Source organism: Ignatzschineria sp. PL_is040 (genome assembly GCF_055813795.1).
The window spans coordinates 114,107-140,930 of record NZ_JBVPGU010000002.1 but is presented as its reverse complement, the minus strand read 5'-3'; the positions used below and the strand labels follow the sequence as shown (position 1 = coordinate 140,930).

Genomic DNA, 26,824 nt, shown 5'->3' with positions numbered 1-26,824 from the left:
TGAATAGATGGGAAACTACTCTGTAGCGAGGGCGATTAAGATATCGCTATAAGCCTCTTCTTGGGTGAGAAGGATCTGCTGTTTTCGCGCTAATTCAAGGAGTGAGAGAAAGGAGATTGTAATGCCATAGCGACCTTCAGCAGGATCGATGAGTTCCGTAAATGCAATCGGTTTTTCCGGCGTTAGACGGGTAATAATCTGATCAATACGATCATTAATAGAGATCTTTTCCGATTTAATCTGATGCTTTTGGTGAAGATCAGCCCTCGCAATAATTTTTTCTAATGCTTTAAGAAGTTGCGAGAGTTCAATTGTGGGTTCTGGTGTTTCCACAACAATATTAGGGGTATCTGGGGAGATGGGAAAAATATCTCGGTAGAAGATCTCTCGCTCTGAAAGTTGGATTGCGACCTCTTTATATTGCGCATAGATCTGTAGACGACGAATAAGCTCTTGACGTGGATCGATCTCTTCTTCGCTCTCATCTACTTCAGGTGTTGGAAGTAGAATGCGAGATTTAATCTCCGCTAACCAGGCAGCCATAACAAGATATTCAGATGCAAGTTCAAAGCGTTCCTCTTCTAGATAATCGATATAGGACATATATTGCGTTGTAATATCGCTAATAGGTATATCGAGGATATCGAAGTTGTTTTTTCGGATAATATGGAGTAGTAGATCGAGCGGACCCTCAAATTGATCGAGCCAAATTTCAAAAGCATCTGGGGGGATAAAGAGATCTACCGGAAGATTGAGTTGTTCTCCTTTAAAGATCGCAATATTGTCATGTTCACTCATATCTATTGAGCATCCTTTATCTCTCTTTTATTGTTGCTATTTATTTTATTATTAACTAAATATTTTATTACTTATCGTGAAAAATCAGGAGTAGTGATGAGCTACTCCTTACATTATTTCTGCCAAAAGGGTTAGATAAAATTTCTCAGACCAACAGCATCTTTTAATTTTAGTAACATCTCTCTTGCCGGGATACGTGCTTTTTCGGCCCCTTTTTGTAGAGTCTCTTCAATAATATGAGGATTTGCCATCAGCTCATAGTAACGTTCTCTTGCTTCTTTGATCTGATCATTGATGAGATTAAAGAGCGCTTTTTTCGCATCCCCCCAACCCATCCCATCAATGAGAGCTGCACGGAAAGCCGCAGTCTCTTCAGCGCTACCAAAGGCTTTGTAGATATCGTATAGATGCGCACTATCAGGATCTTTGGGCTCACCAGGTTCTAGAGAGTTTGTCACAATACGATTGATCGATTTTTGTAGCTTCTTCTCAGGTAAGAAGAGAGGGATTGTATTGTTGTAGGATTTACTCATCTTGCGACCATCAAGACCGGGTAAAATCGCAGTTTCATCATCGATCACTTCTTGTGGCATAACAAAGAACTCAGATTGGTAGATATGGTTGAAGCGCTGTGCAATTTCACGAGCAATCTCAACATGTTGACGCTGATCGCTACCGACAGGAACGAGGTCTGCATTAAATGTTAAGATATCGGCAGCCATTAGAACGGGGTAGGAGAAGAGCCCCATGGTAACTCCACGATCAGGATCATTCTCCTGTGCGATGTTATCATCAACCGCTGCTTTATAGGCGTGAGCACGATTCATTGTCCCTTTTGCCGTAACACAGTTAAGAAGCCAGGTAATTTGCGGAATCTCTTCAATATCTGATTGGCGATAAAAAATTGCTTTATCGGTATCTAGTCCAAGGGCCATCCAGGTAGCGGCAATCTCAAGGCGAGATTGATTGACCAATTCGGGATCTTGGCATTTGATTAAAGAGTGAAGGTCAGCTAGGAAGAAGTAAGCACTATCATGAGTTTTACTCAACTCAATTGCAGGGCGAATTGCGCCGGCATAATTTCCCAAATGGGGGGTTCCTGTTGTACTAATTCCTGTTAAAACTGTCTTCTGTTTCATTTTAATTCCTTTATTGCAAATTAGAATCAGCAATTGGGATCAGAGAAGATCTCTCTATTGCTTTAATAAGGTCTTTTATTAATAAGGTCTGTCAATGATACTCTATTTTCATTCTTAAATAGATAATCTTAAATAGAGTATCTTGAATAGAGTGTCTTGAATAGAGCATCTTAAATGGTGTAGCTAATTATGCGACTAAAATTGCGCTAGTCATATCTCGATATTGAGAAGATCATCCTCAAAACTCAGGCTGAAGTCTCTACTCCCTTATGGTGAGCATTAATTGAGGATTGATCGCTTCAGGATATTCCACCTGGTAGAGATGTAGTCCTTGAGGAGGAACGGTGATACCGCCTTGAGTTCTGTCGAGACTCTCTAATACCCTTTGAGGATAGATTATCTCCTCTTTACCTAAGCCTACTTCGAGCAGGGTGCCTACAATATTTCTCACCATATTGTGGAGAAATGCATTCGCTTTAAGTTCGATCTCCAGCAGAGGGCCTTTCTGTGTAAAGGTAATATGATGTAGATTACGAAAGGGTGTTGTTGCTTGACACTCTGATGAGCGAAAAGCAGAGAAGTCATGCTCTCCAATAAGAGCTTGTGCTGCGCGTTCCATCTTGATGATATCGAGCGGATGGTAACACCAGAGGCTTTGAGTTCTTAGTAGTGGACTGCGATAGGGATGATTGTAGATAAAGTAGCGATAGGTACGGCTAACGGCGCTAAATCGAGCATGAAATTGGGAAGAGACTTCCGTGATATCTCTTACCGCACAATCGGGGGGAAGATTAGAGTTGATACCCAACATCCACGCACGTTTTTCACGAATAGCGTTGCTATCAAAATGAGCAATCTGATTGATTCCATGTACGCCTGCATCTGTTCGTCCGGCACAGACTAGTTTAATCTCTTCATTTGCCACAAAACTGACTGCTTTTTCCAATACCGCTTCTACTGAGCGGACAGGAGGATTGAGCTGTTTTTGCCAGCCTTTAAATTCAGTTCCATCATACTCAATAAGAAGTGCATAGCGATATGGGGCAGTTTGTTCTTCTTGCGCACTTTCTACGCTAACGCTACTGTGACAATGTGATTTCATAAAGTTTCGTAATTTCGTAGATTTTATAATCTTGTAATTTCTAAGATTTTATAGGTTGTTGTGTAAAAGAGGTCTTCTCTAAAAACTACTCTTTTGTCCGCTTTGAGTCGATAATTTTGAGTGAGTTCTCCATTGCAATTCTAAACTCAGGCCCCTTTTTAAGGGCTAAAGTCACTAGAAGGATATCGACAATAGCAAGATCAGCAAGACGAGAGATCATCGGCATATATTCTGAAGTATCCTCTTTTGTTCCAGACTCTAAAACAACGGTAGCATGGTAGCTTAAGGGGGAGTTTTTGGGAGCAAAGGCGATCACTTTCGCACCATTAGAGAGGGCAAGATCAGCAGAATCGATCACATCTTGGCTCTTTCCTGTATGGGAGACAGCGATCAAGACATCTTTAGGCGTTAAGAGACTCGCCGCTAAGCTATGAACATGGTGATCTGTATAGGCAGAGACGGGGATACCGACTCGTAATAGCTTCTGTTGGATATCATTAGCCACAACGCCAGAGACACCGTGACCAATACACATGACCTGATTAGCCTGCTCAAGTAGTCCGATTGCTTGATCGAGATCCTCCTCTTTGAGAAAGTTTTTCATATTGAGAAGTGCAGCGCTCGATTGATCGATCAATTTGATAATAATGCTTGCGGTAGAATCATGGGGGGAGATACTTCCATGCACAAAGGGAACACCGGAGCGTAAGCTCTTAGCAAGAAGCTGTTTAAAGGTATGAAAGCCTTCATAGTTTAAAGCATGACAGAAACGCATAATGGTAGGTTCAGAAACCCCCGCTTTCTCTGCTAATGCACTGATTGAGAGGTCAACCGCTTCATTAGGATGAGCTAAGACCCAATCAGCAACTTTTGCTTCAGATTTCCGAAGATGATGATAGTTATTTTGGATATGAGATAACATGAGCTCCTCACGATTGATAATGGTTAGATAGGATCTGTTTTAATCCGATCAAAGTAGCATAAGGGTGTTTGATGAGATAGGTCGGGACTTGTGTCAAGATCTCATCAATATGACTTCTGTTACAAAACGCTTCTCTAAAAGGGGAATCGAGAAGAAAAGACTCAAAGCGAGGCGCAAAGCCGCCGGCAATATAGATCCCTCCTAATGCACCACTTGTCAGAAGTGTATTGGCCGCAACATTTCCTAACATGGCGCAATAACGGGAGAGGACCGCAATTGCAAAGGGCATCTTTTCCTCTAATGCGGCTGCTAGTAAGCCTTTAGCAGATGAGAAGTCGACCGGCGTTTGTCCATAAATTTTTGCCATCGCCATGATAAGGCGAGGGATACCTCTTTGACATCCTAGAAGATCTTCAATGGTAACAGGGCGATGAAGTGTCTGCTCTACTAATTTAAGGATCGCGATCTCTTCTTGATCTTGTGGCGGGTAGAGCGCTTGTCCCCCTTCTGCAGCAATGGTAAAGCTTCCTGTAGAGGTAGAGATCAGAAGCGCAGAACCAAAGCCGGTACCAGAACCAATCACTGCTTTAGGGTGATTGTTAAAAGGCGAGGCACTCTCTTGTGCGCTATCGATTCTGACGACTTCTCTCTCTGTAAGATGATCAAGTGATGCTGCAAGAGCGGCAAAATCATTGAAAGGCTTCACTTTTAGAGAGAGTCGATCTGCCATCTCTTTGAGGCTAAAGTGCCAATGATTATTACTCAGAGAGATCTGATCCCCTTGAATCGGTGCTGCGATCGCCATCAGTAATTGATGGGGTGCCGGCGGTGTTACATCCCTTAAGTATTGTTCAATTAGTTCAGTAGGGGAGGGAAAATCAGAAGAGAGATATTTACGAATATGGCTGATTGCTCCCTCTGAGTCGATATAGGCGATACGTGTAAACGTTGCGCCCATATCGGTAATCAGTGTTGAAACATCACTCTGCTTCATGATGATTGATCCATGCTCCAAGATATTGTAAAGCTTCGTTGAGTCCTATCTCAGGTTTTGTTGAGGAGAAGAGTTGTACTGTAATAGGCATGGTAAATTCATTTTCAACAACTTTACGAACGTGATGAAGCGCTTTACTCGCCTCATTTTTACTCAATTTATCTGCTTTAGTTAAGAGGATATGGGTGGGTAGCTCTTGATATTCACACCAATGGAGCATCTGTTTATCAAGCTCTGTTAGTGGATGGCGGGAATCCATCAACATAATCAGCGCATCGAGCTGTTTTCGCTCTTCAAAGTAGCCTTGTAATATCTTTTGCCAATGTTCACGCATCGGTAATGGTACTTTGGCATAACCATAGCCGGGAAGGTCTACGAGATAGAGATCATCTAAGACTTCAAAGTAGTTAATTAGTTGTGTTCGCCCAGGGGTTTTACTGGTTCTTGCTAATGTTTTCTGCCCGGTAATCAGATTGAGGGCGCTCGATTTTCCTGCATTTGAGCGACCAGCGAAAGCGATCTCAGCACGGCTATCAGGAAGTTGATTTAAACCATTTGCGCTCGTTTTAAAAGTGGTTTTTCTTAATAAGGAGCGAATATCTTGCGTCATGTAATCTTCCTCTCTGTCCGTGGATTGTGTAACGCAATATTCTACCCTTTATTAGGGGAAAATGCACCTTAGAGAAGAGAGGCGCTCTGCTTGATATTAAGATGTTTTTAGATCGATTTTGTTTTTTATCTCTTCTCTTCTTGTCTCGATTTTCGCCTCTATTTCTACCCCCTATCTCTACCCCTATTTCTTCCTCTATTTCTATCTCTATTTCTATCTCTATTTTTTAGTGATCTATCTGATGATCATTCAAGTTGCTATCTAAATTTTGTGGAAATGATTTATCGGAATGCGTTATCGAAATGATTATTTGAATCTATTCGATATTTAATCCATTCGATATTTTATTGGTCATTTTTGACCTTAAGCTATTTTATTGCAAAACAACATTTGATAACTACACCTCACGCAACTGCATCATACAACTGTATCGCACAACTACATTGCTAAAATGATTGAAGGATAGAGTATGGGAGAGGAGGCTCTTTAGAAAGAGAAGGAGGTCACCTCAAAAGGTCTTTGATCAACTCTTATTAAAGAGAGTTCTCCTTCCCAAACGCAACCAGAATCGATCCCATAGGCCTTATTTTCGAAATGGCGTCCGAGACTTGCCCAATGACCAAAAATAATGAGGTTATCTTCCTGTTTAGGACGTTCAAATTTGAACCAAGGGAGCATCACTTTTTCATCATATTGATCAAGTTTGTTAGCAAAATCGAGACTTAAATCTAAGTTGAGATAACGCATTCTTGTTAGGTAATTGATAATGGCACGAATTCTATCAAATCCTTGGAGTGTTGGAGACCATGCATTAGGTGTGTTGCCAAACATCGATTGAATAAATTGCTGATATCTCTCTTGATCGCTACTTTGTAGATAAGCTTGCGCTTCTTTGCTCAATTTTAATGCCTCTTCAATACTCCAAAATGGAGGAATTCCAGCATGGGCAATTGCGATCTTAAATTGAGGGAGGTAGCGCATAAGGGGTTGATGGCGTAGATATTCGCGAATCTCATCGGCCAGCGGACTTTCGAGCAACTCTTGATAGGTATCACCTCTTTTGAGGCGTGTATAGCCTTCTGCATAGACGAGATAAGAGAGATCATGATTTCCCAATATAGGAAAAATTGAATCTTGATGCGCTAAGAGATACTCCATAACAGCAAGTGATTTAGGGCCTCTATTGATAAGATCTCCTACAAGATAGAGACGATCCTCTTGATGCTTGAAATTGATCTTTGTTAAGAGGGCTTGAAATTCATCAAAGCAGCCATGAATATCGCCCATCACATAGGTTGCCATCTATTACTCCTTTTCAATCATACTTCTTTTCAATCATTTATCGGTATCTTCTTCTCTGATCTTGATTGACGGCTCAATCTATCGAGTGACAATCTATCTAGTGAAGCTGCGCGCCTTCATAAGGGGCATACTCCATTATCTTCAACAATCCTTCTACCTCTGCTTCAAAGGCCCAAGGATAGTGAACAATATCGGAGGGTGAGATCTCTTCGCGATCAACAGTCCGAAGGTAATCAAGGGTGTAAGCTTCATTCTCATTCTCTAAGAGAGAGATGGCAAAGTTGTAGTAGGGAATCGCTTTTTCATACTCTTCAGTAGAGACAAAGAGATAGATCAGATCTAAAATCGCCGGCAAAGAGTAGTAGTGTGGCATAAAGCGATTTTTAGTAATACTGTAGTTGATGTTGCCCAGCGCGCTGCTGTAGTAGTGGAGCGCCTCTTCATGATTTCCAAGTTGAAGGTTGACCCATCCTAACATCGATTGTGTTCTCCCAAGATTGTAGTAATCTGGCGGTGATACAGCTTCATGAGACTCAAGTTTAAAGAGAAGAATCTCTTCTGCTTTTTCGAGTTCTGCAAATTTAAGGTAGAAACTAGCATAATTCTCAAGAGCAAGAATGGTACGAATATCATTGGTGGTAAGATGTTGTAGGTCGAGCGCAAGCGCCGCCTTATAATTTGCATCTGCTTTTTCAAAATCATTTACAGTCTCATAATAGACTGCTAGATTGCGCAGCACTTCAGTATATTGCGGTGTAAAGGTATGATTTTCCAAGATACTTTTTGCTTGAGAGAGAAGATCATAGATCAGTAGTCTTTCTGTTGCCATATCGAAGGTCCAGACAAGCTTTACTAAGATATCGGCGATCTCCATATCATAGCCTGAAAATGTCTTATAGAGATCAAGCGCATGAGTATATTGAAAACGGGCAAGAAAAGGATTCTCTTCAATATCGGCCAATTTCACCAATGCTTTAGCATAGAAGGGGGAGTCTTTCTTTTTAGCTCCTAACTTGATCGCTTGCAGATAGTATTGACGCGCTTTGTCATTATCACTTGTTAAGAGAAAGTAATCACCGGTAATAATCAGTTGTTCAATCTGCTTTTCAAGAGACAAGTTATTAAAGTCAGCGATAAGTGCTTCCTCTTCTAAAATCTCTAATGGATCTGGAAGATAAGGGTAGATCAGAGGTTCTGATTCTATCTCCTCATCAAGATCGGCACCATAAGTATGAATATTGTCGTAATATTCTTCTAAAAACTCAGTTGTCAGTTCACCTGTGATCTCCTCGGTAAATTCAATACCTTCCGCCTCTTCCTCAAGCGGATCTTCGAGAAGATCTTCTGTATTATCGTCTTCTCTCTCTTCACTGATCTCCTCTTCGATAAGATCTTCCTCTTCAAGAAGACTCAAAGAGTGATCGATACGATCGGCAATGCGAATCATGGAGAGATCATTTTGATGGAGATGTTCTTCATAAGGGCGAGCGATAGGCTCCTCTACAATTTCACTTTTTCTATGGGGAAAAAGGGTGAAGAGGAGATAATCCTCAATGGCACTATCATGACGAATAGCACCTTTCTGTTCAGTCTCATATTGATCGATAATAGAGGTGATCTCATCGTGAAGCTCTGCCGGCGGTGCGGTTGGGATTATTTCGATCTGTGCCTCTATCAATTCCTCTTGTGGTGCTGCCATCAATTTTTGGTAGAGCACCGACTTTGCTGCACCAATTAGAAGAGGATAGCCATTTTTAGGATAGGAGGAGATCTTTTTATAAGAATTGATCACCGCAGAGAGTACTGCGGGAGATTGGAGCTCTTTTGCTTGAATCGCTCTTGCAAGCGAGGTGAGAATCATTGTGATAAGAATCAAGCTTACTATGAGAAGATAGCAACGAAAAAGAGAGAACATAGTGATCACTCGTTGTAATAGAAATCTATTCATTCAAGTCTCGATAGTAGCTAGTAAGAGGGCTCTGTAAATGGGTGAGCATTTTATATGCTAGATGAGCTAGTATACTACAGATTTTTAGCGCAATAAAATAGCGAAATAACCGATTGATTATCAAGGTCATGATCCGCTATTGCGCTCTTTTAAATATTGAGTTAGCAGATCTGCTATCGGTTTTGGTTTAGGGAGAAGAAGCAGTTCATCACGAGGAATAAGGGAGAGGTTTTGGGGTAATGTCTTCTCTAGCTCGGGGCATAGTTCGATGAGAGAGGAGAGAGGCGCTCTAAAGATTGAAGCTTCCAATGTATAGTGGGTAAATTGATGTCGAAATTGGGTGAAACTCTCGCGATTTTTGATCGATTCAAGAGTGATATTGGCTAAGATCGGGCTATTTTTACTGCGAGAATTACGCCCTTCAATGATGAGCTCTGGCAGTGAGTAGAGGCCACCCCAGATCCCTTTCTCTGGTCTCTTTTCTAATAAGAGATAATTTTGCTCCTCAAAAATCAGCATGGCTACCGATTCTACCGGCATACTCTTTTTGAGTGCTTTTGCCGGGATCTCTAATACCTTCTCATGTTGAAAAGCACTACACGCCTCTTGCATAAAACAGCGCTCACAGTTCGGCTTAAGCTTACAGAGCGTTGCGCCAAAATCCATAATCGCTTGAGTGTAATCAGCTGGGTTTTGTCGGCAGAGAAAGAGATTGCTGATCGGTATAAGGCGTTTATCGAGCTCTTTGCGTGGTGCAGTCATGCCGACAATGCGAGAAAGAACGCGCCTGACATTTCCATCTAAAATGGCATAGGGGAGATTAAATCCTTGCGCTAGAATGGCATTTGCGGTTGTATCGCCAATCCCTTTGAGAGAGCGAATAGCATCAAAATCAGGGGGAATAACACCTTGAAATTGAGAGACAAGTTGTCGGCTTGCGGCATGGAGATTGCGGGCGCGAGTATAGTAGCCCAATCCTTGCCACAATTTGAGAACTTGATCTTCAGAGGCTTCAGCTAATGCTTCTGGCGTCGGAAAGGCGGCCATAAATCTTTCAAAATAGGGCAAAACAGTGATCACTTGTGTCTGCTGCAACATAATCTCAGAGATCCAGATGCGGTAGAGATTGATCTTTTCACTCAGATGGGGTTGAGGCTTCCAGGGGAGATCGTGGCGACCTTCACGTTCGAACCACTCAAGGAGATAGGTTTGAAAGCGAGACACTTTCTCTTCGGTGATGGGATCGAGTAAGGTGTTATCTTGAATAAGAGTTTTAATATCTGTCATTTCGCTACTATTTTCTAGAAATGGTACTAGGAATTGAATGGTGCTAGGCGTGGTGAAGAGTCTATTTTGAGTAAGTTTTCAACGATCTTCAAAGAGAAGTGAAAAGCGGGAGATTATCTCTCCCGCCAATCAATTTTGATGCTAAGTTTTGATGCTAAGTTTTGATGTTATAAATAGATTGATTATCTATTATTTATCAATCACTTAACAGCTAGGGGCTGATTTAAAGATCAACCTCAATCTCTTCGCTCTTCTCATCTTTAGGGTGAGGGAGAATAGCATTAAGAACAATGGCTAAAACAGAGGCTAAACCGACGCCGGCAAAGGGGAAACTGCCGATCTCAATAGTGTATCCGCCCACACCCGTAATTAATGTCGTACTGATAATGACTAAGTTACGGGGGATAGTGATATCAACTTTTGCATCGATAAGCGCTTTAAGACCAAGACTTGCGATTGTTCCAAAGAGAAGAATCATAATGCCACCCATAACAGGGAGCGGGATCGAGTTTAAAAAGGCATTAAATTTACCAAAGAAGGCCATGAAGATTGCGAAGATCGCGGCATAGGTCATAATCAATGGGTTATCATTTTTAGTTAACATTACCGCGCCCGTTACCTCACCATAAGTAGTCACTGGCGGGCCACCAATTAAGCCGGCAACACAGACACCTAAACCATCTCCTGCGAGCGTCTTATCTAACCCCGGGTTAGAAGCATAATCTTTACCTGTTACTTTACCGATCGCCATAATACCGCCGATATGTTCAATCGCCGGCGCAATAGCGACAGGAAGCATAAAGAGTGCAGCCATCCAGTTAATCTCAGGTGAAACAAATTGAGGAACTTTAAACCAAGGTGCTTCAACAACCTTTTCAAATTCAACTAATCCTAGTGTAGCCGCAACCGAATAACCAACAGCAATACCGATCAAAATAGGGACTAGTCTTAAGAAGCGTTTACCAAAAATTGTCACCAATACTGTCACAGCGAAGGTAATGGTTGAGACAATGATGGAGAGTTTGTAGTCAATCACTTGCTCACCATTCGATTTCCCCATTGCCATTTGTGTCGCAACGGCAGCTACGGAGAGCCCAATCACGATAATGACAGGACCGATCACAACCGGCGGAATCAATTTATGGACGCTATCGATTCCTTTTATGCGAATGGCAAAAGCGAAGACAAAATACATAAAGCCTGCGGCGAAGAGGCCAAAGAAGGTTGCTCCCGGTCCCCAAGTAGTCATCGAGAAGATGATCGGGGCGATAAAAGCAAAAGAGGAGCCGAGGAAGATCGGAACCTTCCAGCCCGTGACGATCTGAAAGAGAATGGTGCCAATGCCGGCACCGAGAAGCGCCATAGAAGGGTTAAGTCCTGTTAAAAGGGGGACGAGCACCATTGCACCGAAGGCTACAAAGAGGATTTGTAGACCTGCAACGGCGTTATGAAGAGCCTGCATAGAGTTGTTACCTCGTTAAGAATAGATATTAAAGGGATGATAGGGCGCATCGGGGGATGCATCAATAGAAAATTGTTTTTTTGATTATAGCAGGTTATTGCATGAGATCATCTTTGAGATCTATTTAGGCCAAGGTGGTTTCGAATCATTTTTTCCAAAGTGTAGATTATTGATCTAGATAGGAGGATAAAATTTATACAATTCTGTACATCTCTAAAAGTTGTAGATGTGATCATTATTTGAGATACTTCTCTTTCTCTTGGGGGTTGATCTAACTTGATTAATTATCAGTTGTCCAATTGAGATAAGATTCTTTGAGCTCTTAGTTATGTAAACTACTGGCTAGAACTCTGTACAAAAGTCTCTATAGAGCCTATAGGTTTATATCAAAGAGAAGGTCAATGATTCTGTAAACTTCAATGACATATTTAATTCTTAAGATTTAATTCTTAAGGTTTAAATCTTGAGAATTAAGACTTAACTTAAGTTGTAATTTGTAATTTGTAATTTTTAAATTGTAAATCAAAAGCTTAAGTTACAAGGTTAAATTATAAGTTTAAGTTATAAGTTTAAGTTATAAACTTAAACGACTATATCAATCATTATATTAGGGAGGAGAAATAGGAATGAATAGATATCGATTGGTGATGTCTTGCCCCGATGGTGTTGGAATTGTCTCGGCTGTGAGCGGCTTTTTAGCGGAGAATGGCGGCTGGATTATGGAAGCGAATCACCATTCAGATCTGGAAACAGGTATGTTCTTTATGCGGCATGTGATTAAAGCGGAGAGCCTGCCTTTTGGAGTTGAGGAGTTTGAGCGACGCTTCACCCCTATTGCAGAGAAATTTCAGCTCAACTGGCGTATTGTTGATACTTCTAAGCGCCATAAAGTGATGCTGATGGCAAGTAAAGAAGCACACTGTTTAGTCGATATCTTATCGCGTTGGCATGCCGACGAACTCGATTGCGAAATTGTGGGGGTGATCTCTAACCATAATGATCTAGCGAGCTTAGTGGAGTGGTATGGAATCCCTTATCATTATGTACCGGTCGACCCGCAGAATAAGGAACCAAGTTTTGCTAAGGTTAATCAATTGATTGAAGATTCGGAAGCAGATACGATTGTTTTAGCACGTTATATGCAGATTATTCCACCGGAATTATGTCAGAAGTATCAACATCGAATTATCAATATTCATCACAGTTTTCTCCCCTCTTTTATCGGGGCTAAGCCATATCATCAAGCGGCCAAAAGGGGCGTGAAATTGATCGGTGCAACATGCCACTATGTGACTGAAGATCTCGATGCCGGCCCCATTATTGAGCAAGATGTGATCCGCGTTTCACATGAAGATAGTGTCAAAGATATGGTGCGTTTAGGAAAGGATATAGAGAAGGTCGTCCTTGCTCGAGGTTTGCGCTACCATCTTGAAGATCGTGTTATTGTTCAAGGTAATACGACAGTTATTTTTTAATGAAAAGGAGGGATTCTTCCCCTCCTTCTCTCTATGCACTATTCTACAATGGCACTATTCCACAATGTTTTTAGTAGAGAATTCTATCTCCCCAAAATCGATCATGGCATTGAAGAGTCTAATTTTACTAAATTTTTTTAACTCTTCGCGATGAATTTGCCGAGGTATTAAGATGCCGTGATGCAGAAGCGCCGCTCTTTTAGTGCCCTCAAGAAGCGGAGATGCCGGCGTATACCAATGCTCTCCTTCGAGGAGCGCTATATTGGCAATTGAAGTATCGGTTAGAAAGCCATCGCGAGTCATTAAAATATCATCACAACGTTTCTTCTGTTGAAAGAGTGTATTAATAACGGGACGCTTCTCATATTTATAGCGGTAGTCGAGCGCTGTTTCAATCAGTTTAAGTGAATTGACAGGTCGCATCTCATAGGGGAGAAACTCAATTGTTGAGATCTCCTCTTCATAGATTACCCGTACGCGATAGAGTCCTTTTTTAGGAATATTATCGAGTCGCATCAATGCTTGAGGTAGTGAGAGAGGGGGCGCATCGGGATAGAAATGTTCCCGTGTTCTATCTATTCTCTTTTGATGATAGGAGAGGGCAAAAAAGTAACCATCTTCCAACTTAATTGTCTCAAGAAATGGGGAGGTAGATTTTTTCGATAAGCTCATGGTATTCATTCTCTACATTGCTCATAGCGGTAATGCCACCACCACTTTTAAAGGTGTAGTGGTAGAGGGGGGAAACTGTCTGATCCGATATATTATCAGCCATATCATCAGCCACATCATCAATCGCATTATTAATCATATCGTCAGTTGCATCGTTGTTCTGGCGAGACTGCTCCTCAAGATAGCGAATGAGAACGGTGCTATCAAGATTTTCTCCATCAAAAATAGCGGCGACACCAGAGTAGAAATGGCGTGAATATGACTCGATTTGAGTCAGGATTTCGGTCGCTTTATCACGAGGAGATCCTGTGATGGAGCCTGCCGGTAGAAGTTGGTAGAAGAGATCTCCAAGTGATTCTCTATAATTTTTGGGGAGATCTCCTTCAATCATAGAGCTACTTTGAAGAATCTCTCCATCACCCCGAGAGATACGATCAATGTAACGAAAGCGGGTAATGCGAGCATTATTAGCGACGAGAGAGATATCTCTAATAGCCTCTTGTGCAACAGTTTCATGTTCATCAATCTCTTTGGGATCTTCCATCAATCTCTCTAATGCATTAGGAATCGCGGCATTGATTGTGCCTTTCATCGGATAGGTGGCGATGACATTATCCTCAATTGTAATAAAAGTCTCTGGTGAAAAGGAGCAAAACTCTCCTTTTAGCCAGAGTCGATATTTCGCTTGAGTACGTTGAAAGATCTCAGGAAGAGTGAGATTACACTTCACCAAGGTTGGAAAAGTAAGGTTGGCGAGGGAGATCTCCCCATTTTTGAGCGCCATCATTAATTGTGTAAAAGAGGATTGATAGCGAGCAAAGGGGATCGGTTCTGGTTGCCAAATTACCGGCATACTCTCATCTAGAAATGCTTTTTTGGAAGCAGGAGAGCGCCTCTCTTCAGCTCTTTTATGATCGACCCACTCTGTAAACTTCTCAATGTTATTCTGTTTGCCATTAAAGTCGAAAGCGATCTCAGAGGGATCGATTTCGGAGAGAGGCAAAACAATATTTGTTTGAGTATCAAAACTCGCAATGAGAAGAAAGGGTCTCTTTTCAGAGGCGAGTTGATTGATGGTTTTGATGGCAGTTGGTCGATCTAGAAAATTCATAAATAGGTGACCTTAAGGATGATTGATGAAAATTAAAGGTAATATCGAAGGCTGATAAGGCTGATAAAGTTGATAAAGCTTGTTAACTCATTTTAATGAGGATGATTTTTATCGTTTTTCCGGATTCCTAATTTCAAAGTAGCTAATTGCGAGTAGAGAGCTCACCATAATCAGTGCGCCTAACCAAAATTGTAGTGTGACAGCCCAACCAAAGATGATAAACCCTAAAAAGGTATTGAGTGGCAATTTAAAGTAATCGAAAGGCTGAATAAAGATCACATCGGCATGAGAATAAGCCTTTGCGACACTATATTGGGCAATCGCTGTTAGAAAACCTAAGAGTAGCAGTGCAAGTAGAAGCTCCCTATCAGGAACGAAGAGCTGATCTGGAAGGTGGCTAAAATTGTCAGTTAATGCGATAAAAAGATTGATCGGCACCATTAAGATATAGAGATAGCTCACCATTGTTAGGGGGTGATCTTTATCGGAGAGATGCTTCATCAAGAGCGCATGCAGTGCCCAAAAGAGTGCCGCAAGTAGGGGGTAGATAGCAGCACTATTAAAGTTTTGTTGATTGGGGGCCAAAATAATAATGGCACCCATAAATCCTAAAATTGTGGCGATAACGCGTGGTGCTGTTAATCGTTCTCGTAAAAAGAGAAAAGCGCCGAGGCTTGCGAAGAGAGGGGAGGTCATTAGGAGCGCGACGCCCTCACCGATTGGAAATTGAATCGCAAGAGCATAGACCCAAAATTGAATTCCGATGACTGCCACTAAAATACGCCAAAAATGGGTCATAAAGTGTTGTGTATAGAGAATTCTCTTCAATCCTAATCGCAGAATAAAGGGGGCCATAAAGAGAAGGGCAAAGAGGTATTGGTAGAAGGCTATCCAGCTAGAGGTGATACGGTAATGCTCAGTTATTAGAGGCGTAATCACATTGATGCCGGCAAAGGCGATCCCTGCTAGTAGCATCCATATCGCGCCATGCAGTGAATACTCTTTACTCTCAGTATAACGTTTTAGCAGATATTGAAATCGATTCATAGAGAAGGCTTTAGGGGCTGGCTTAGAGAAAGTTTTAGAGAAAGCTTTAGATAATATCGCGGAGAGATAAGGTCATGAACGGAAAAGATCTTCCAAAGGAAGATCTTTTGCTGTTTCAAAAAGGGTTTAATTTAGAGAAGATCTTTATAGCCAAGGGCATTGAGTGCCTTCTCATCATCTGACCAGCCCTCTCTCACCTTAACAAAGGCGCGTAGAAAGACTTTTGCATCAAAGAGACGCTCTAGGTCGATTCTCGCTTGTGTACTCGCTTCTTTCAATGTTGCGCCCCCTTTACCGATCACAATTCCTTTTTGACTCTCTCTTTCTACAGAGATAGCGGCAAGAATGCGGTAGAGGTTTCCTTCAATCTTAAACTCCTCAATCTCAACCGCGATTGTGTAGGGGAGCTCTTGGTTGAGCCTACGTGTTAACTTCTCTCTTAAAACTTCCGCAGCTAAGAAAGCACTTGAGACGGTTGTAATCTCATCTTCACTATAAGGGAAAGGCTGTTCAGGAAGATATTTTTTAATTACATCGAGAAGAACATCGGCAGATTTTTTCTGCTTAGCGCTCAGTGGCACAATATCTGAGAAGGGAAAACGTTCGCTCATCTCAGCAATAAAAGGGAAGAGCTCCTCTCTATTTTGTAGCTTATCGATCTTATTGATGACAAGAATAACAGGGGTTTCAATCCCTTTTAGCTTACTCAATACCTTTTCATCATCTTTATTAAAGCGTAGCGCTTCTACAATAAAGATAATGACGTCACCGGTTGTAATGGTGCTCATTGCAGTTCTGTTGAGCTGTTTATTGAGCGCTGATTGCATATTAGTATGAATGCCGGGAGTATCTAAGAAGATAATTTGTGTCTCTTCATCGGTATAGATCCCGGTAATTGCATGACGGGTTGTCTGTGGTTTATTGGAGGTAATACTAATTTTTTGCCCCAAAATACCATTCATTAAGGTCGATTTTCCTACATTAGGGCGGCCAACAATGGATGCAAATCCTGCTTTTGTCATCTTAAATTTTCTCCAACATTAATTCTGCTGCGCGTTGTTCCGCACGTTTTTTGGTTGTCCCTTCTGCGATTGTTTTATGATTTTCAAAGGTGCAGAGGACCTTAAAGACCTTCTCATGGTCACGACCTGATATATCGATTACTTCATAGATGGGGATCTCTCTATTGAGCGCTTGAAGTTTCTCTTGTAGACGACTTTTAGGGCTCTTAAAAATTTCACCTAGATCCTTCTTCGCTTTCTCAGTGATTGATTGGAAGTAGGGCTCATAGAGCGTAAGAATGACAAGACGAGTTGTCTCAAAGTCTGAGTCGAGAAAGAGTGCGCCAAAGAGTGCTTCTAGGCAGTCCGAGAGCGTGCTAGGTCTAAATTCTCCTTCATTGTTCTTCTCGCCTAAGCTCAAAATTAAAAACTTATTGAGCTCTAGCCTGAGTGCGATCTCCGCTAAAGTATCCTCTTTAACAAGGTGTGCGCGTAATTGGCTTAGCTCTCCTTCATTAGCATCAGGCAGCTTATGGTAGAGTGCTTCTGCAATAATGAAGTTGAGACAACCATCTCCTAGATACTCGAGGCGCTCATTATTATTTTGTGAATAGGAACGGTGAACAAACGCACGTTTTAAGAGGCGTTTATCCATGAAGGTATAATTTAGTTTCTGCTCAAGTTGGTGCATATTAGTCTATTGTTGTAAAGATATGATCACAATCCTTAAAAGAGGTGACACAGTTATAATTCATCCAGATAAAGCGTGCTTTACCCAATATTTTTTGATCATCCACGAGCTCCCAGAAGCGACCATCGTAACTGTTGTCGCGATTGTCCCCCATCATTAGAAACTTCCCTTCTGGGATTGTGAGAGGAAACTTATGATAGAGCCCAACACCGCGATCTGCAGGTGTAATGACCTTTGAGGTCTGAATGATCTGCTCTTTGTAGACACCTGATCCCGGCTCACCAATAGGGAAGCGTTCAAGCACGAAAAGATCATCCTCTTCCGGCTCTCTAGCAGGGCCTACAACCTGATACTCTAATGGTTCGCCATTGATGGTAAATTGCTTATTCTTATAATCGACAACATCGCCGGGAACAGCAACGACGCGCTTGATGTAGTTTACCTTCTCATCTTTGGGGAATTTAAAGATAGCAACGTCACCTCTCTCAATTCCTTCACCCGGTTTTGAGAAGAGTCGCGTATTGAGGATCGGAAGGCGAACACCATAAGACCACTTATCCGCAACAATCATATCGCCGGCATAGAGTGTGGGTTGCATCGACCCTGATGGAATAACGTAAGGCTCAATAATAAAGGAGCGAAGGACCCCTACAAAGAGGACAACGGGAAAGAGAAATTTCGCCCAATCAACAATTTTAGGCTCCTTTTTCCCCAATTTGCGTCGTTTCTTATAGTAGAGTGCATCGAGTAACCAGATCAAACCTGTCACTGGAATTGCTAAAATGATCAGGATTGAGAGGTAGTGGGTAAAATCTGCAAATAGTGACATAATTATCTACTCTTCATTAACTTTGAGGACGGCAAGGAAGGCTTCTTGTGGAATCTCCACGCTACCGACCTGTTTCATCCGTTTTTTCCCTTCTTTCTGTTTCTCAAGAAGTTTACGTTTACGGCTTACATCTCCTCCATAACATTTTGCTGTAACATCTTTACGGAGGGCTCGAACGTTGGTTCTTGCGATAATATTTGCACCGATAGCGGCTTGAATTGCGATCTCAAACTGCTGTCTTGGAATCAATTCGCGCATCTTTTCAACCAGTTTACGGCCTTGATATTGTGCATTATCTTTATGGGTAATCAATGAGAGCGCATCAACACGATCGCCATTAATTAAGACATCAACCTTCACAAGATCAGATGCCTCAAAGCGGAGGAACTTATAATCGAATGAAGCATAACCGCGAGAGACCGATTTGAGGCGGTCGAAGAAATCTAATACTACTTCACTCATTGGAATCTCATAGCGAAGTTGCACTTGATTTCCGGCATAAACCATATCGACTTGGACGCCTCGCTTCTCGATACAGAGCTTCATAATATTGCCGATATAATCTTGAGGAGTGAGGATGTTTGCTTCAATAATGGGCTCTCTGATCTCTTTAATCTGTGTTGTTTTCGGTAATCCATCGGGATTATCAACATAGATCACTTCACCATCATTCTTCTCAACTTCATAGATAACAGTCGGCGCTGTTGTGATGAGATCGAGGTTATATTCACGCTCGAGACGCTCTTGGATAATCTCCATATGGAGCATGCCGAGGAAACCACAGCGGAAGCCAAAACCTAATGCTTGAGAGGTTTCAGGTTCAAAATGTAATGAGGCATCATTAAGACGTAATTTTTTGAGCGCTTCACGGAGATCTTCATACTCTTCTGATTCAACAGGGAAGAGACCGGCAAAGACTCGGGGCTGAACCATCTCAAATCCCGGCACTGCCTCTTTAGCCGGGTTTCTTTCGAGCGTAATAGTATCTCCTACAGGAGCTCCATCGATATCTTTAATACCGGCGATAACAAAGCCTACCTCCCCTGCGGAGAGCTGCTCTTTATCAACGCGGTTAGGAGTAAAGACCCCAACATGTGTCACCTCATGAGACTCTTTTGTACTCATGATTTTGATCTTGTCATTTTTGCGAAGTACACCATCGAAGATTCTGACTAGCGAGACAACGCCGACATATTGGTCATACCAAGAGTCGATAATCAACGCTTTAAGAGGAGCATCCACATCGCCAACCGGTGGGGGAATGCGTTTAATCATATCTTCTAAGACATCTTTGACCCCAATGCCTGATTTTGCTGAACAGCGAACGGCATCGAGTGCTTCGATCGCAATAATATCTTCGATCTCCATCGCCACACGATCAGGATCTGCTGCCGGGAGGTCGATCTTATTCAAAACGGGGATTACGGCTAAACCTTGATCAATCGCGGTATAGCAGTTGGCAACAGATTGTGCTTCTACGCCTTGAGCGGCATCGACGACTAAGAGCGCTCCTTCACATGCAAAGAGTGAGCGGGAGACCTCATAGGAGAAGTCCACATGTCCGGGAGTATCGATAAAATTGAGATGATATACTTCACCATCATCTGCTTTATAGTCGAGAGAAACACAGTGAGCTTTAATCGTGATACCCCGTTCTTTCTCAAGATCCATAGAGTCTAAGACCCGATCTTGCATCTCGCGTTCAGTAAGACCTTCACAAATACGGATAAACTGGTCAGCTAAAGAGGATTTGCCATGGTCAATATGGGCAATGATTGAAAAGTTTCTAATGTTCTTCATCGATTCTATCTATATAAAAAGGTGAATTGTATATACTTCAAAGGAGTTCTATCTTAGCAAATAAAGCATTAGGGGATATATTTAATATTTTTTGATGAGTTTAATGATAGTTGAGTCCTATTTTTGAACCCTATTTCGTAATAGGTCCATTTTTCTTACTGTTTCTGTTGTCGAACAACAGCGGTTAATCTGCCGATTATACCGAAAACTCCTTTGTTGTAATAGCGCTATCGATCTTTGCGTTTTTAATATCAGGGGAGGAGATCCCTTGAAGTCGATTATAAGTAGGTCAAGGTGGGTCATGATAGGTTATGGTAGATCCCAGTGGGGCAATGTAGATCAAACTAGATCTAGAATTAAAGCAAATTAAATTAAAGAAAAATTAAAGAAAATTAAAGTTGATCGAATAAAGAGGATGATATTAAAGCGCATAAAGCAGAAGGAGGGCTACCTTGAAACTTCGATTATTGTTATGATGGAACGATTGAGGTTTTTGAAAATAGAGCCCTATTTAAGAATGCTTAGATCTTAGATAGCGCTTAAATATTTATATTTAAATATTGAATTTAAACATCGAATTTAAACATCAACATAAGTATAAGAGAGGATTAATGACTCAGCAGACATTTACTAAGGTGAAAGAGACTTTCATCCCATCCCTAAACATTACGCTTCAAGAGTATGAGCATAATGTTACAAAAGCAAAGCATATCCACTTAGCAAATGATGATAGCAATAATGTATTTTTGGTCGGCTTTTTGACAGTACCGGAAGATTCGACAGGTGTTGCACATATTTTAGAGCATACCGCTCTTTGTGGTTCCGAAAACTATCCTGTTCGAGACCCATTTTTTATGATGATTCGCCGTTCTCTTAATACCTTTATGAACGCTTTTACCTCATCAGATTGGACCGCTTATCCCTTTGCGAGCCAAAATAAGAAGGATTTTTATAATCTTCTCGATGTCTATCTAGACGCTGCCTTTTTTCCACAATTGGAGTATCTCGACTTTTTACAAGAAGGGCATCGATTTGAATTTAGTGAGATCGATAATCCTGAGAGCGAGTTGGTCTACAAAGGTGTAGTCTTCAATGAGATGAAAGGGGCGATGAGTTCGATTGGCTCTATCCTCTATCAAGAATTGACAAAAGCGCTCTTCCCAACAACGACTTATCACAATAACTCTGGGGGGGATCCTGAAGATATTCCTAATCTTACCCATGAGGCGCTCGTCAATTTCCATAAGAAACATTACCATCCTTCCAACAGCGTCTTTATGACCTATGGAAATATGGATCCTTTAGAGCATCAAGCCGTCTTTGAAGCGAAGGTCTTGTCAAAGTTTGATTATCAAGATTTCGACTTTAGTGTCAAAGATGAGAAACGTTATACTGAACCGCAGAAATTTACAGCAACTTATCCATTGCCGGCGGATGAACCCTTAGAGAAACAGAGTCATGTGATCAATTCTTGGTTACTCAATCCCATTATGGATGCCGATGAATTGATGCGCGCTAGAATTTTAAGCAGTGTTTTAGTGGATAATGCGAGTTCACCGCTCCGTTTAGCGTTAGAGACTTCAGATCTTGGCACTGCTCCCTCCATCTTTTGTGGTTTAGAGGAGGGAACTCGCGAAGCATTCTTCTCCTGTGGTTTAGAGGGGGCTAATGGCGATGAGAGTGAAAAGATCAACCAACTGATTGTTGATACCTTAATTCAGGTGCGCGATGAAGGTGTTCCCCAGGAGAGTATTGAAGCGGCACTTCATCAATTAGAGTTAGCATCTCGAGAGATCTCTGGTGATCGTTACCCTTATGGATTACGCCTGATTGTAGATATCTTAACGCCGGTTCTTCATGGCGGAGAGGCATATGATGCCCTCTCCTTTGATGAATCACTGAAGAAGATGCGTGAAGAGATTCAAGATCGTAACTTTATCCCTAACTTAATCGATCGATTGCTACTCAATAACCCTCATCGTGTGATGTTAACGGTTCATCCGAGTCATACTTTAGCTGATGAGCGTGTGGCAAAAGAGAAGGCGAGATTAACAGAAATTCAGAGCAACTTAACCGAAGCAGATAAAGAGAAGATTATCCGTGAAGCAAAAGCGCTACAGGCGCGTCAATCACAGATCGATGATGATTCGATTTTACCGATGGTTACACGAGAAGATATTCCTAAAAAATTGACCTTCCCAGAGCTCAATTATCAAGAAGGGATTGTCTTAGGATCGCCCACAACAAATGGAATGACTTATCAATCAATCGTTGTCGATCTTCCGGCATTAACAGAAGAAGAGATGGTTATTTTGCCATTTTTAGATGCCTTTATTACAGAGATGGGCGCAGGCTCTCATTCATATCTTGAGCAGCAAGCACGAATTTCGGCAGTCACCGGTGGCGTGAGTGCAAGAACGATGTATCAACCTTATGACGGCGATATTCGAGGTTACTGGGTTCTTTCTGGTAAAGCACTCTTAGATAATAGTGATGCATTAGCTTCATTATTAAGAGATATCTTCTTCGATGCTCGCTTTGATGAAGTAAAGCGTATGCAGGAGATTATGGCGCAGATCAAAGTAGGACGTGAGCAGGGTATTGTTAGTAATGGTCATAGTTATGCGATGGGAGTTGCGAGTCAAAATATTTCGCTTATCTCTCAATTAGAGCAGCGTCTATCGGGAATGCAGTCGATTAAAGATTTCCGTGAAATTGAGAAGCGAATGAAGGATGATACAGAGTGTAGAGCTTTCGGTGAGAAGCTTGCAGCGCTCTTAACAAAGTTACAAAAGAGTCCTTATGAGATCATTGTTTTAAATGACTCAGAACAGATCGAGAAAATTGGGCAAGATTTTGCTGCGGTAATGGCTCACAATGTCACGGAAGATGTAACTCGTTTCAGTGCTCCATTTGCTGAGCACTCTGAAGAGAAAGTTCATCTTGGTTGGGCGATCAATGCACCCGTTTTCTACTGCGCTAAGAGCTATAAAACAGTCACTCGTGATCATCAGGATTCTCCTGTTTTTCAGGTATTAACCGGATTTTTGCGTAACGGTTATCTGCATCGAGCGATTCGCGAGCAGGGGGGTGCTTATGGGGGAGGTGCAAACTATAATGCCTCATCAGGCGCGTTTAACTTCTTTAGTTATCGTGATCCTCGTCTTGAGGAGACATTAGCTGACTTTGATGCCTCTATCGTTTGGTTATTAGAGAATGAGCATGATGAACAGCAACTTGAAGAGGCTATTTTAGGCGTTATTAGTGCAATTGATCGTCCTAAAGCACCGGCAAGTGAGTATGGAGATCGTTACTTTATGGCAAAATATGATCGTACTCCGGAGGATCTAGAGCAGTATCGTGCAGCGGTACTCAATGTGACAATTGATGATCTTAAGCGTGTTGCCCGAGAGTATCTCGCAAATCCCGATACCCATACCGCAGTATTAGGACCTAAAACGGCTTTAGAGTCTGCTGGGTTTGAGGTCAAACAACTTTAATAGAGGCTTGAAGGTTGAGAGCTGTTAAGTCATTTTCATCTACAATTCAACTGACTTTCAACTCATCTTAGGCAGATTTTAAAGATTTCTTTAAAAGATTTTTAAATAGTATAAAGAGTAGAAGGCACCTCGGAAGGACGCTGACCTATCGGTTAGTGGTGATACTCCGAGGTGTTTTTTTGTCTCTTTTTTGATGATTGCCTCTACCCATCTCTCGCTACATCTCTATCTATTTCGACCATATTTACATCTATCTAATTGATATCGTAAGCTTACCGTCAAGTGCACAGTTCATAACTAGAGATTTTTCGGTTAATTGTTGGTAATGCGATTTCAGGGGCTTTTTTAGCCCATGGTCTACAATCGAATCGTCTTATCGCGTTAGATGATAAAAAGATTAATGTGCAAGCAATGTCGAAAGAGTCTGCGGCGAGGGTTACATTACGAACGATTGAAGAGATTGATGCCGCTGCTGCGAAGGTGCCGGCAATTGCGTACGATATTGAGAGCTTCCAGAAGTTAGGTGCGCTCTATCAGCTATTAGAGGTCTCTAATGCAGATCAGCCAGCTGAAGTGGATGTTGCGCTTTTGTTGAAGGCAACTAAAGAGGCGATTGCGAGCTTATCGCCGGAAGAGCGTGATTTAAACTTTCGCTATACAAACCCACAAGCTACCAACTTTGGGCGTGTAGAAACCAATAAGGTAAGAGCGCGATTAGAGGAAGTATGGTAATAATTAAACCACATGATATTGTTGAGATTAAGAAGGGCGTATCGATTGATACGCCCTTTTTTCCCGAATGGGCACTTCAGCGATGGCAACGACAAAAAGCGTTTCCTCAAGCTATCGATTCAATTCAAGCCTTAGCCTCTCTCTTTTCCAAGATCTCTTGGGGGATTGGTGGAAGTTTAGGATATGAGTTAGCTACAGGGTTACCGACTCTTTCAGCGCCTAGTGATATCGATATTATGCTCTATCCTCTTAAACGATTCTCAATGAAAAGTGCACAGGATATCTTTTAACAGAAGATGTTTGGGATGAGACTTCTGAGTGAAGTTTAGGCGCTGAGCTTAAGAGGTAAGACTTTGAATTTTTAGCTGGAATCTTTAATTGGAATTTTTGAAGATAGTGAAGAGATAATGAAGATTATCGATTTTTATTAAATGAGACTGTTGCAGTAATTTTCAGAGTCGATACTATACTTTGTTATCTTTTAACGAATAGAGCAATTAGATAAAAAAATCGCTACCTCATAGCTGGCTTTTAAGATCGATGGCGAGGCAATTTTGAGGGTGGTGTGAGAGAATCTTATCTGCTACTTTTATCTACTTATAACTAAAATGGTAACAATATACTTATGGAGTTAAAGCGCGCGCAGACACTGCCGAACACAATTAAAGAGGTTATTATTCAAGATATTATTAAAGGGGAGATTCAGCCGCGAGATAAGATTCTTGAGGAGAAATATGCTAAAAAAACGGGGGCGAGCCGTGCTTCTGTTCGGGAGGCAATCTTTATCTTAGTGAGTGAAGGGATCGCGACTAAGGTTGAAAATAAAGGAACTTTTCTCAATAGTTTTACCCTTGAAGAACATATCGATCTCTATCATCTTCGTTTTTTTCTTGAAAATAAGGCTTTAGAGAAAGTCTCTAGAATAGCGGACCTTGTACCACTTATTGAACATCTTGAGGAGCTTTCAGCGCAGATGCGCTCCAGTCTGCAGGCGATTATCGATAAAGGGGAAGGGTCGCGCGAAGAGATGGCTTATATAGGGTTACTCAATTACGAGTTTCATTATGCACTTGTCCAATTCTCAGGAAGTCGAGTTTTGATTGAGCGTTATCCCTCATTTTTTGTAAGTTTAGCCTTTATACAAAATGAGCTCTATCTCCATCAGCGAACAGAAGTTTATAAACCATTAATAGAACATGATGCTCTGATTGATGCTTTACGGAATCGTGATTTTGATCAATTCTCAACAATTTTGGCAGAGCATCATCAAGATGTATTGCGTTTGTTAGAGAGAGGCGCAGAGAAGGTCTTTCTTTAAAATGATTAGAGAGGCTGCTTACGTAGCTAAGTAGCGATATATAGCCATAGAAAAGAAAGCCTAAGAGAAAGCCGAAGCGAAGAGAGAAAAGGGGGAGATTGCGAATCGGCAGCTCCCCCTTATGATTTTCTTAATATGCAACATCGAATGTTTTGTATCTGATATCGAATCGATATCTAGCCCAATTGCTTTCTAGTTTTTGTTAGCACGCTTTTATGGATTAAGTGGCTGATCTTCTCTTTGATCATCTTGCTTAGTATGAGAGTTTTTCTCTTTTTTATCACCCTGATCTTCTTGAGATGCATCTCCTTTCTCTTCCTCTTCTTCTTTCTCTTGGTGGATATGAAGACCATCATCATCAAAAGAGCAATCTTGGATCGTAGGCCATTCTACATTGAGCTTGATATTTTGTGCTTTAAGTTCCGTCTGCATTTGGCAGAGTGCTTTATCAAGTTTTTCAATATGGTTGAGCAGGAGATTGATCGCATTAGCTTCTGGATCTTCAATATCATGACTCATGCCATAGGCATTGAAGAGCTTATTCGCAATCTCTTTTTTGAGGTTGGGGCGATCCGGTTTTGAAAGGCGAGCAGGGATGCCGACAGCTGTTGTATTATCGGGAACAGCTTTAATAACGACGGAGTTAGCACCGACACTTGCATTATTTCCTAATGTAATAGGACCTAATATCTTTGCCCCCGCTCCTATCACAACATTATTACCTAAGGTTGGATGGCGCTTCCCTTTTTCAAGGCTTGTTCCGCCAAGAGTGACACCATGATAGAGCGTACAATCATCCCCAATTTCTGCCGTCTCACCAATGACAACCCCCATTCCATGATCGATAAAGAGGCGGTCACCAATTTTTGCGCCAGGATGGATCTCAATACCGGTTAAGAAGCGATTCCATGTGGAGATCCAGCGGGCTACTGTCTTAAAACGTCTACGCCAGAGGGCATGTGCAATCCGATGAATCCAGACAGCCCAAAGACCGGGATAAGCAAGTAGAATCTCTAGAGAGGTCCTTGCTGCCGGATCAAATTTTTTGATGTTGTTAATATCATCTTTTACTCTTTTTATCATA

The 26,824-nt window shown here is 41.6% G+C and carries 23 protein-coding genes; 5 read left to right on the top strand and 18 right to left on the bottom strand.

Annotation, left to right across the window (positions count from 1 at the left end; genetic code table 11):
* Positions 1-15 precede the first annotated feature (15 nt).
* The 10 genes from AC0SAP_RS04245 to AC0SAP_RS04200 all read right to left on the bottom strand — a co-directional run bounded on the left by AC0SAP_RS04245 (position 16) and on the right by AC0SAP_RS04200 (position 11,564).
* Positions 16-798 (bottom strand): segregation and condensation protein A, encoded by a 783-nt coding sequence (locus AC0SAP_RS04245; RefSeq protein ID WP_473383103.1) that lies wholly within the window; start codon positions 796-798, stop codon positions 16-18.
* A 131-nt stretch (positions 799-929) separates the two neighbouring features.
* Positions 930-1,937 (bottom strand): tryptophan--tRNA ligase, encoded by a 1,008-nt coding sequence (gene trpS / locus AC0SAP_RS04240; RefSeq protein WP_473383101.1) that lies wholly within the window; start codon positions 1,935-1,937, stop codon positions 930-932.
* Positions 1,938-2,196: 259 nt separating this feature from the next.
* Positions 2,197-3,039, bottom strand: a complete 843-nt coding sequence (truA, locus tag AC0SAP_RS04235) for a tRNA pseudouridine(38-40) synthase TruA (RefSeq protein WP_286481230.1) — start codon at positions 3,037-3,039, stop codon at positions 2,197-2,199.
* 85 nt (positions 3,040-3,124) lie between these two features.
* A complete protein-coding gene (locus AC0SAP_RS04230; RefSeq protein WP_094566811.1) occupies positions 3,125-3,961 on the bottom strand; it encodes a MurR/RpiR family transcriptional regulator in 837 nt (278 codons plus the stop codon).
* A 7-nt stretch (positions 3,962-3,968) separates the two neighbouring features.
* Positions 3,969-4,955: a glucokinase gene (locus tag AC0SAP_RS04225; RefSeq protein ID WP_473383100.1), complete on the bottom strand. Its 987-nt coding sequence runs from the start codon at positions 4,953-4,955 to the stop codon at positions 3,969-3,971.
* Positions 4,942-5,565, bottom strand: coding sequence for a ribosome biogenesis GTP-binding protein YihA/YsxC (gene yihA, locus AC0SAP_RS04220; RefSeq protein ID WP_233146759.1), 624 nt, complete (start codon positions 5,563-5,565; stop codon positions 4,942-4,944). The genes AC0SAP_RS04225 and yihA overlap by 14 nt, the downstream gene beginning before the upstream one ends.
* 486 nt (positions 5,566-6,051) lie before the next feature.
* Positions 6,052-6,867: a symmetrical bis(5'-nucleosyl)-tetraphosphatase gene (locus AC0SAP_RS04215; protein ID WP_473383098.1), complete on the bottom strand. Its 816-nt coding sequence runs from the start codon at positions 6,865-6,867 to the stop codon at positions 6,052-6,054.
* A 97-nt stretch (positions 6,868-6,964) separates the two neighbouring features.
* The gene (locus tag AC0SAP_RS04210; protein WP_473383097.1) at positions 6,965-8,815 is read right to left on the bottom strand and encodes a tetratricopeptide repeat protein; all 1,851 of its coding nucleotides are present in this window, start codon (positions 8,813-8,815) and stop codon (positions 6,965-6,967) included.
* Positions 8,816-8,941: 126 nt separating this feature from the next.
* The gene (gene mutY / locus AC0SAP_RS04205; protein ID WP_473383095.1) at positions 8,942-10,102 is read right to left on the bottom strand and encodes an A/G-specific adenine glycosylase; all 1,161 of its coding nucleotides are present in this window, start codon (positions 10,100-10,102) and stop codon (positions 8,942-8,944) included.
* Positions 10,103-10,325: 223 nt separating this feature from the next.
* Entirely contained in the window at positions 10,326-11,564 is a 1,239-nt protein-coding gene (locus AC0SAP_RS04200) for a uracil-xanthine permease family protein (RefSeq protein ID WP_473383094.1), read from the bottom strand.
* A 626-nt stretch (positions 11,565-12,190) separates the two neighbouring features.
* Here AC0SAP_RS04200 and purU point away from each other — a divergent pair.
* A complete protein-coding gene (gene purU / locus AC0SAP_RS04195) occupies positions 12,191-13,039 on the top strand; it encodes a formyltetrahydrofolate deformylase (protein ID WP_286481217.1) in 849 nt (282 codons plus the stop codon).
* Positions 13,040-13,093: 54 nt separating this feature from the next.
* On the opposite strand, the gene AC0SAP_RS04190 is transcribed toward purU, so the two are convergent.
* The 7 genes from AC0SAP_RS04190 to lepA form a co-directional block, all read right to left on the bottom strand.
* Positions 13,094-13,711 carry an aminotransferase class IV gene (locus AC0SAP_RS04190; protein WP_473383092.1) on the bottom strand — a complete coding sequence of 206 codons (618 nt, stop codon included), beginning with the start codon at positions 13,709-13,711 and terminating at the stop codon, positions 13,094-13,096.
* The gene (locus tag AC0SAP_RS04185) at positions 13,674-14,822 is read right to left on the bottom strand and encodes an aminodeoxychorismate synthase component I (protein WP_473383091.1); all 1,149 of its coding nucleotides are present in this window, start codon (positions 14,820-14,822) and stop codon (positions 13,674-13,676) included. Before AC0SAP_RS04185 ends, AC0SAP_RS04190 begins: the two co-directional genes overlap by 38 nt.
* 108 nt (positions 14,823-14,930) lie before the next feature.
* On the bottom strand, positions 14,931-15,869 hold the full coding sequence (locus AC0SAP_RS04180; RefSeq protein WP_473383089.1) for a DMT family transporter: 939 nt from the start codon (positions 15,867-15,869) through the stop codon (positions 14,931-14,933).
* A gap of 131 nt (positions 15,870-16,000) precedes the next feature.
* Complete coding sequence (gene era / locus AC0SAP_RS04175) at positions 16,001-16,891, bottom strand: GTPase Era (protein WP_109235955.1); 891 nt, start codon at positions 16,889-16,891, stop codon at positions 16,001-16,003.
* Between the two features lies 1 nt (position 16,892).
* Positions 16,893-17,561, bottom strand: coding sequence for a ribonuclease III (gene rnc / locus AC0SAP_RS04170; protein WP_286481208.1), 669 nt, complete (start codon positions 17,559-17,561; stop codon positions 16,893-16,895).
* A 1-nt stretch (position 17,562) separates the two neighbouring features.
* Complete coding sequence (gene lepB, locus AC0SAP_RS04165) at positions 17,563-18,390, bottom strand: signal peptidase I (RefSeq protein ID WP_109235953.1); 828 nt, start codon at positions 18,388-18,390, stop codon at positions 17,563-17,565.
* A gap of 6 nt (positions 18,391-18,396) precedes the next feature.
* Positions 18,397-20,190: a translation elongation factor 4 gene (gene lepA / locus AC0SAP_RS04160; protein ID WP_473383088.1), complete on the bottom strand. Its 1,794-nt coding sequence runs from the start codon at positions 20,188-20,190 to the stop codon at positions 18,397-18,399.
* Between the two features lie 611 nt (positions 20,191-20,801).
* Between lepA and AC0SAP_RS04155 the strand changes: the two genes are divergently transcribed.
* The 4 genes from AC0SAP_RS04155 to AC0SAP_RS04140 all read left to right on the top strand — a co-directional run bounded on the left by AC0SAP_RS04155 (position 20,802) and on the right by AC0SAP_RS04140 (position 25,740).
* Complete coding sequence (locus AC0SAP_RS04155; RefSeq protein WP_473383087.1) at positions 20,802-23,690, top strand: insulinase family protein; 2,889 nt, start codon at positions 20,802-20,804, stop codon at positions 23,688-23,690.
* A 303-nt stretch (positions 23,691-23,993) separates the two neighbouring features.
* On the top strand, positions 23,994-24,422 hold the full coding sequence (locus AC0SAP_RS04150) for a biotin-independent malonate decarboxylase subunit gamma (RefSeq protein ID WP_473383236.1): 429 nt from the start codon (positions 23,994-23,996) through the stop codon (positions 24,420-24,422).
* Positions 24,416-24,712 carry a phosphoribosyl-dephospho-CoA transferase MdcG domain-containing protein gene (locus AC0SAP_RS04145; RefSeq protein ID WP_473383085.1) on the top strand — a complete coding sequence of 99 codons (297 nt, stop codon included), beginning with the start codon at positions 24,416-24,418 and terminating at the stop codon, positions 24,710-24,712. Before AC0SAP_RS04150 ends, AC0SAP_RS04145 begins: the two co-directional genes overlap by 7 nt.
* 335 nt (positions 24,713-25,047) lie before the next feature.
* On the top strand, positions 25,048-25,740 hold the full coding sequence (locus AC0SAP_RS04140; RefSeq protein ID WP_473383083.1) for a GntR family transcriptional regulator: 693 nt from the start codon (positions 25,048-25,050) through the stop codon (positions 25,738-25,740).
* Positions 25,741-25,953: 213 nt separating this feature from the next.
* Here AC0SAP_RS04140 and epsC read toward each other — a convergent pair whose 3' ends face one another.
* On the bottom strand, positions 25,954-26,823 hold the full coding sequence (gene epsC / locus AC0SAP_RS04135) for a serine O-acetyltransferase EpsC (protein ID WP_473383081.1): 870 nt from the start codon (positions 26,821-26,823) through the stop codon (positions 25,954-25,956).
* Position 26,824: the final 1 nt, after the last annotated feature.

What these genes read in the sequence shown, in the direction of transcription:
- AC0SAP_RS04245 (WP_473383103.1), bottom strand. Translation starts at nt 798, where the DNA reads ATGAGTGAACATGACAATATTGCGATCTTTAAAGGAGAACAACTCAAT.
- trpS (WP_473383101.1), bottom strand. Translation starts at nt 1,937, where the DNA reads ATGAAACAGAAGACAGTTTTAACAGGAATTAGTACAACAGGAACCCCC.
- truA (WP_286481230.1), bottom strand. Translation starts at nt 3,039, where the DNA reads ATGAAATCACATTGTCACAGTAGCGTTAGCGTAGAAAGTGCGCAAGAA.
- AC0SAP_RS04230 (WP_094566811.1), bottom strand. Translation starts at nt 3,961, where the DNA reads ATGTTATCTCATATCCAAAATAACTATCATCATCTTCGGAAATCTGAA.
- AC0SAP_RS04225 (WP_473383100.1), bottom strand. Translation starts at nt 4,955, where the DNA reads ATGAAGCAGAGTGATGTTTCAACACTGATTACCGATATGGGCGCAACG.
- yihA (WP_233146759.1), bottom strand. Translation starts at nt 5,565, where the DNA reads ATGACGCAAGATATTCGCTCCTTATTAAGAAAAACCACTTTTAAAACG.
- AC0SAP_RS04215 (WP_473383098.1), bottom strand. Translation starts at nt 6,867, where the DNA reads ATGGCAACCTATGTGATGGGCGATATTCATGGCTGCTTTGATGAATTT.
- AC0SAP_RS04210 (WP_473383097.1), bottom strand. Translation starts at nt 8,815, where the DNA reads ATGAATAGATTTCTATTACAACGAGTGATCACTATGTTCTCTCTTTTT.
- mutY (WP_473383095.1), bottom strand. Translation starts at nt 10,102, where the DNA reads ATGACAGATATTAAAACTCTTATTCAAGATAACACCTTACTCGATCCC.
- AC0SAP_RS04200 (WP_473383094.1), bottom strand. Translation starts at nt 11,564, where the DNA reads ATGCAGGCTCTTCATAACGCCGTTGCAGGTCTACAAATCCTCTTTGTA.
- purU (WP_286481217.1), top strand. Translation starts at nt 12,191, where the DNA reads ATGAATAGATATCGATTGGTGATGTCTTGCCCCGATGGTGTTGGAATT.
- AC0SAP_RS04190 (WP_473383092.1), bottom strand. Translation starts at nt 13,711, where the DNA reads ATGAGCTTATCGAAAAAATCTACCTCCCCATTTCTTGAGACAATTAAG.
- AC0SAP_RS04185 (WP_473383091.1), bottom strand. Translation starts at nt 14,822, where the DNA reads ATGAATTTTCTAGATCGACCAACTGCCATCAAAACCATCAATCAACTC.
- AC0SAP_RS04180 (WP_473383089.1), bottom strand. Translation starts at nt 15,869, where the DNA reads ATGAATCGATTTCAATATCTGCTAAAACGTTATACTGAGAGTAAAGAG.
- era (WP_109235955.1), bottom strand. Translation starts at nt 16,891, where the DNA reads ATGACAAAAGCAGGATTTGCATCCATTGTTGGCCGCCCTAATGTAGGA.
- rnc (WP_286481208.1), bottom strand. Translation starts at nt 17,561, where the DNA reads ATGCACCAACTTGAGCAGAAACTAAATTATACCTTCATGGATAAACGC.
- lepB (WP_109235953.1), bottom strand. Translation starts at nt 18,390, where the DNA reads ATGTCACTATTTGCAGATTTTACCCACTACCTCTCAATCCTGATCATT.
- lepA (WP_473383088.1), bottom strand. Translation starts at nt 20,190, where the DNA reads ATGAAGAACATTAGAAACTTTTCAATCATTGCCCATATTGACCATGGC.
- AC0SAP_RS04155 (WP_473383087.1), top strand. Translation starts at nt 20,802, where the DNA reads ATGACTCAGCAGACATTTACTAAGGTGAAAGAGACTTTCATCCCATCC.
- AC0SAP_RS04145 (WP_473383085.1), top strand. Translation starts at nt 24,416, where the DNA reads ATGGTAATAATTAAACCACATGATATTGTTGAGATTAAGAAGGGCGTA.
- AC0SAP_RS04140 (WP_473383083.1), top strand. Translation starts at nt 25,048, where the DNA reads ATGGAGTTAAAGCGCGCGCAGACACTGCCGAACACAATTAAAGAGGTT.
- epsC (WP_473383081.1), bottom strand. Translation starts at nt 26,823, where the DNA reads ATGATAAAAAGAGTAAAAGATGATATTAACAACATCAAAAAATTTGAT.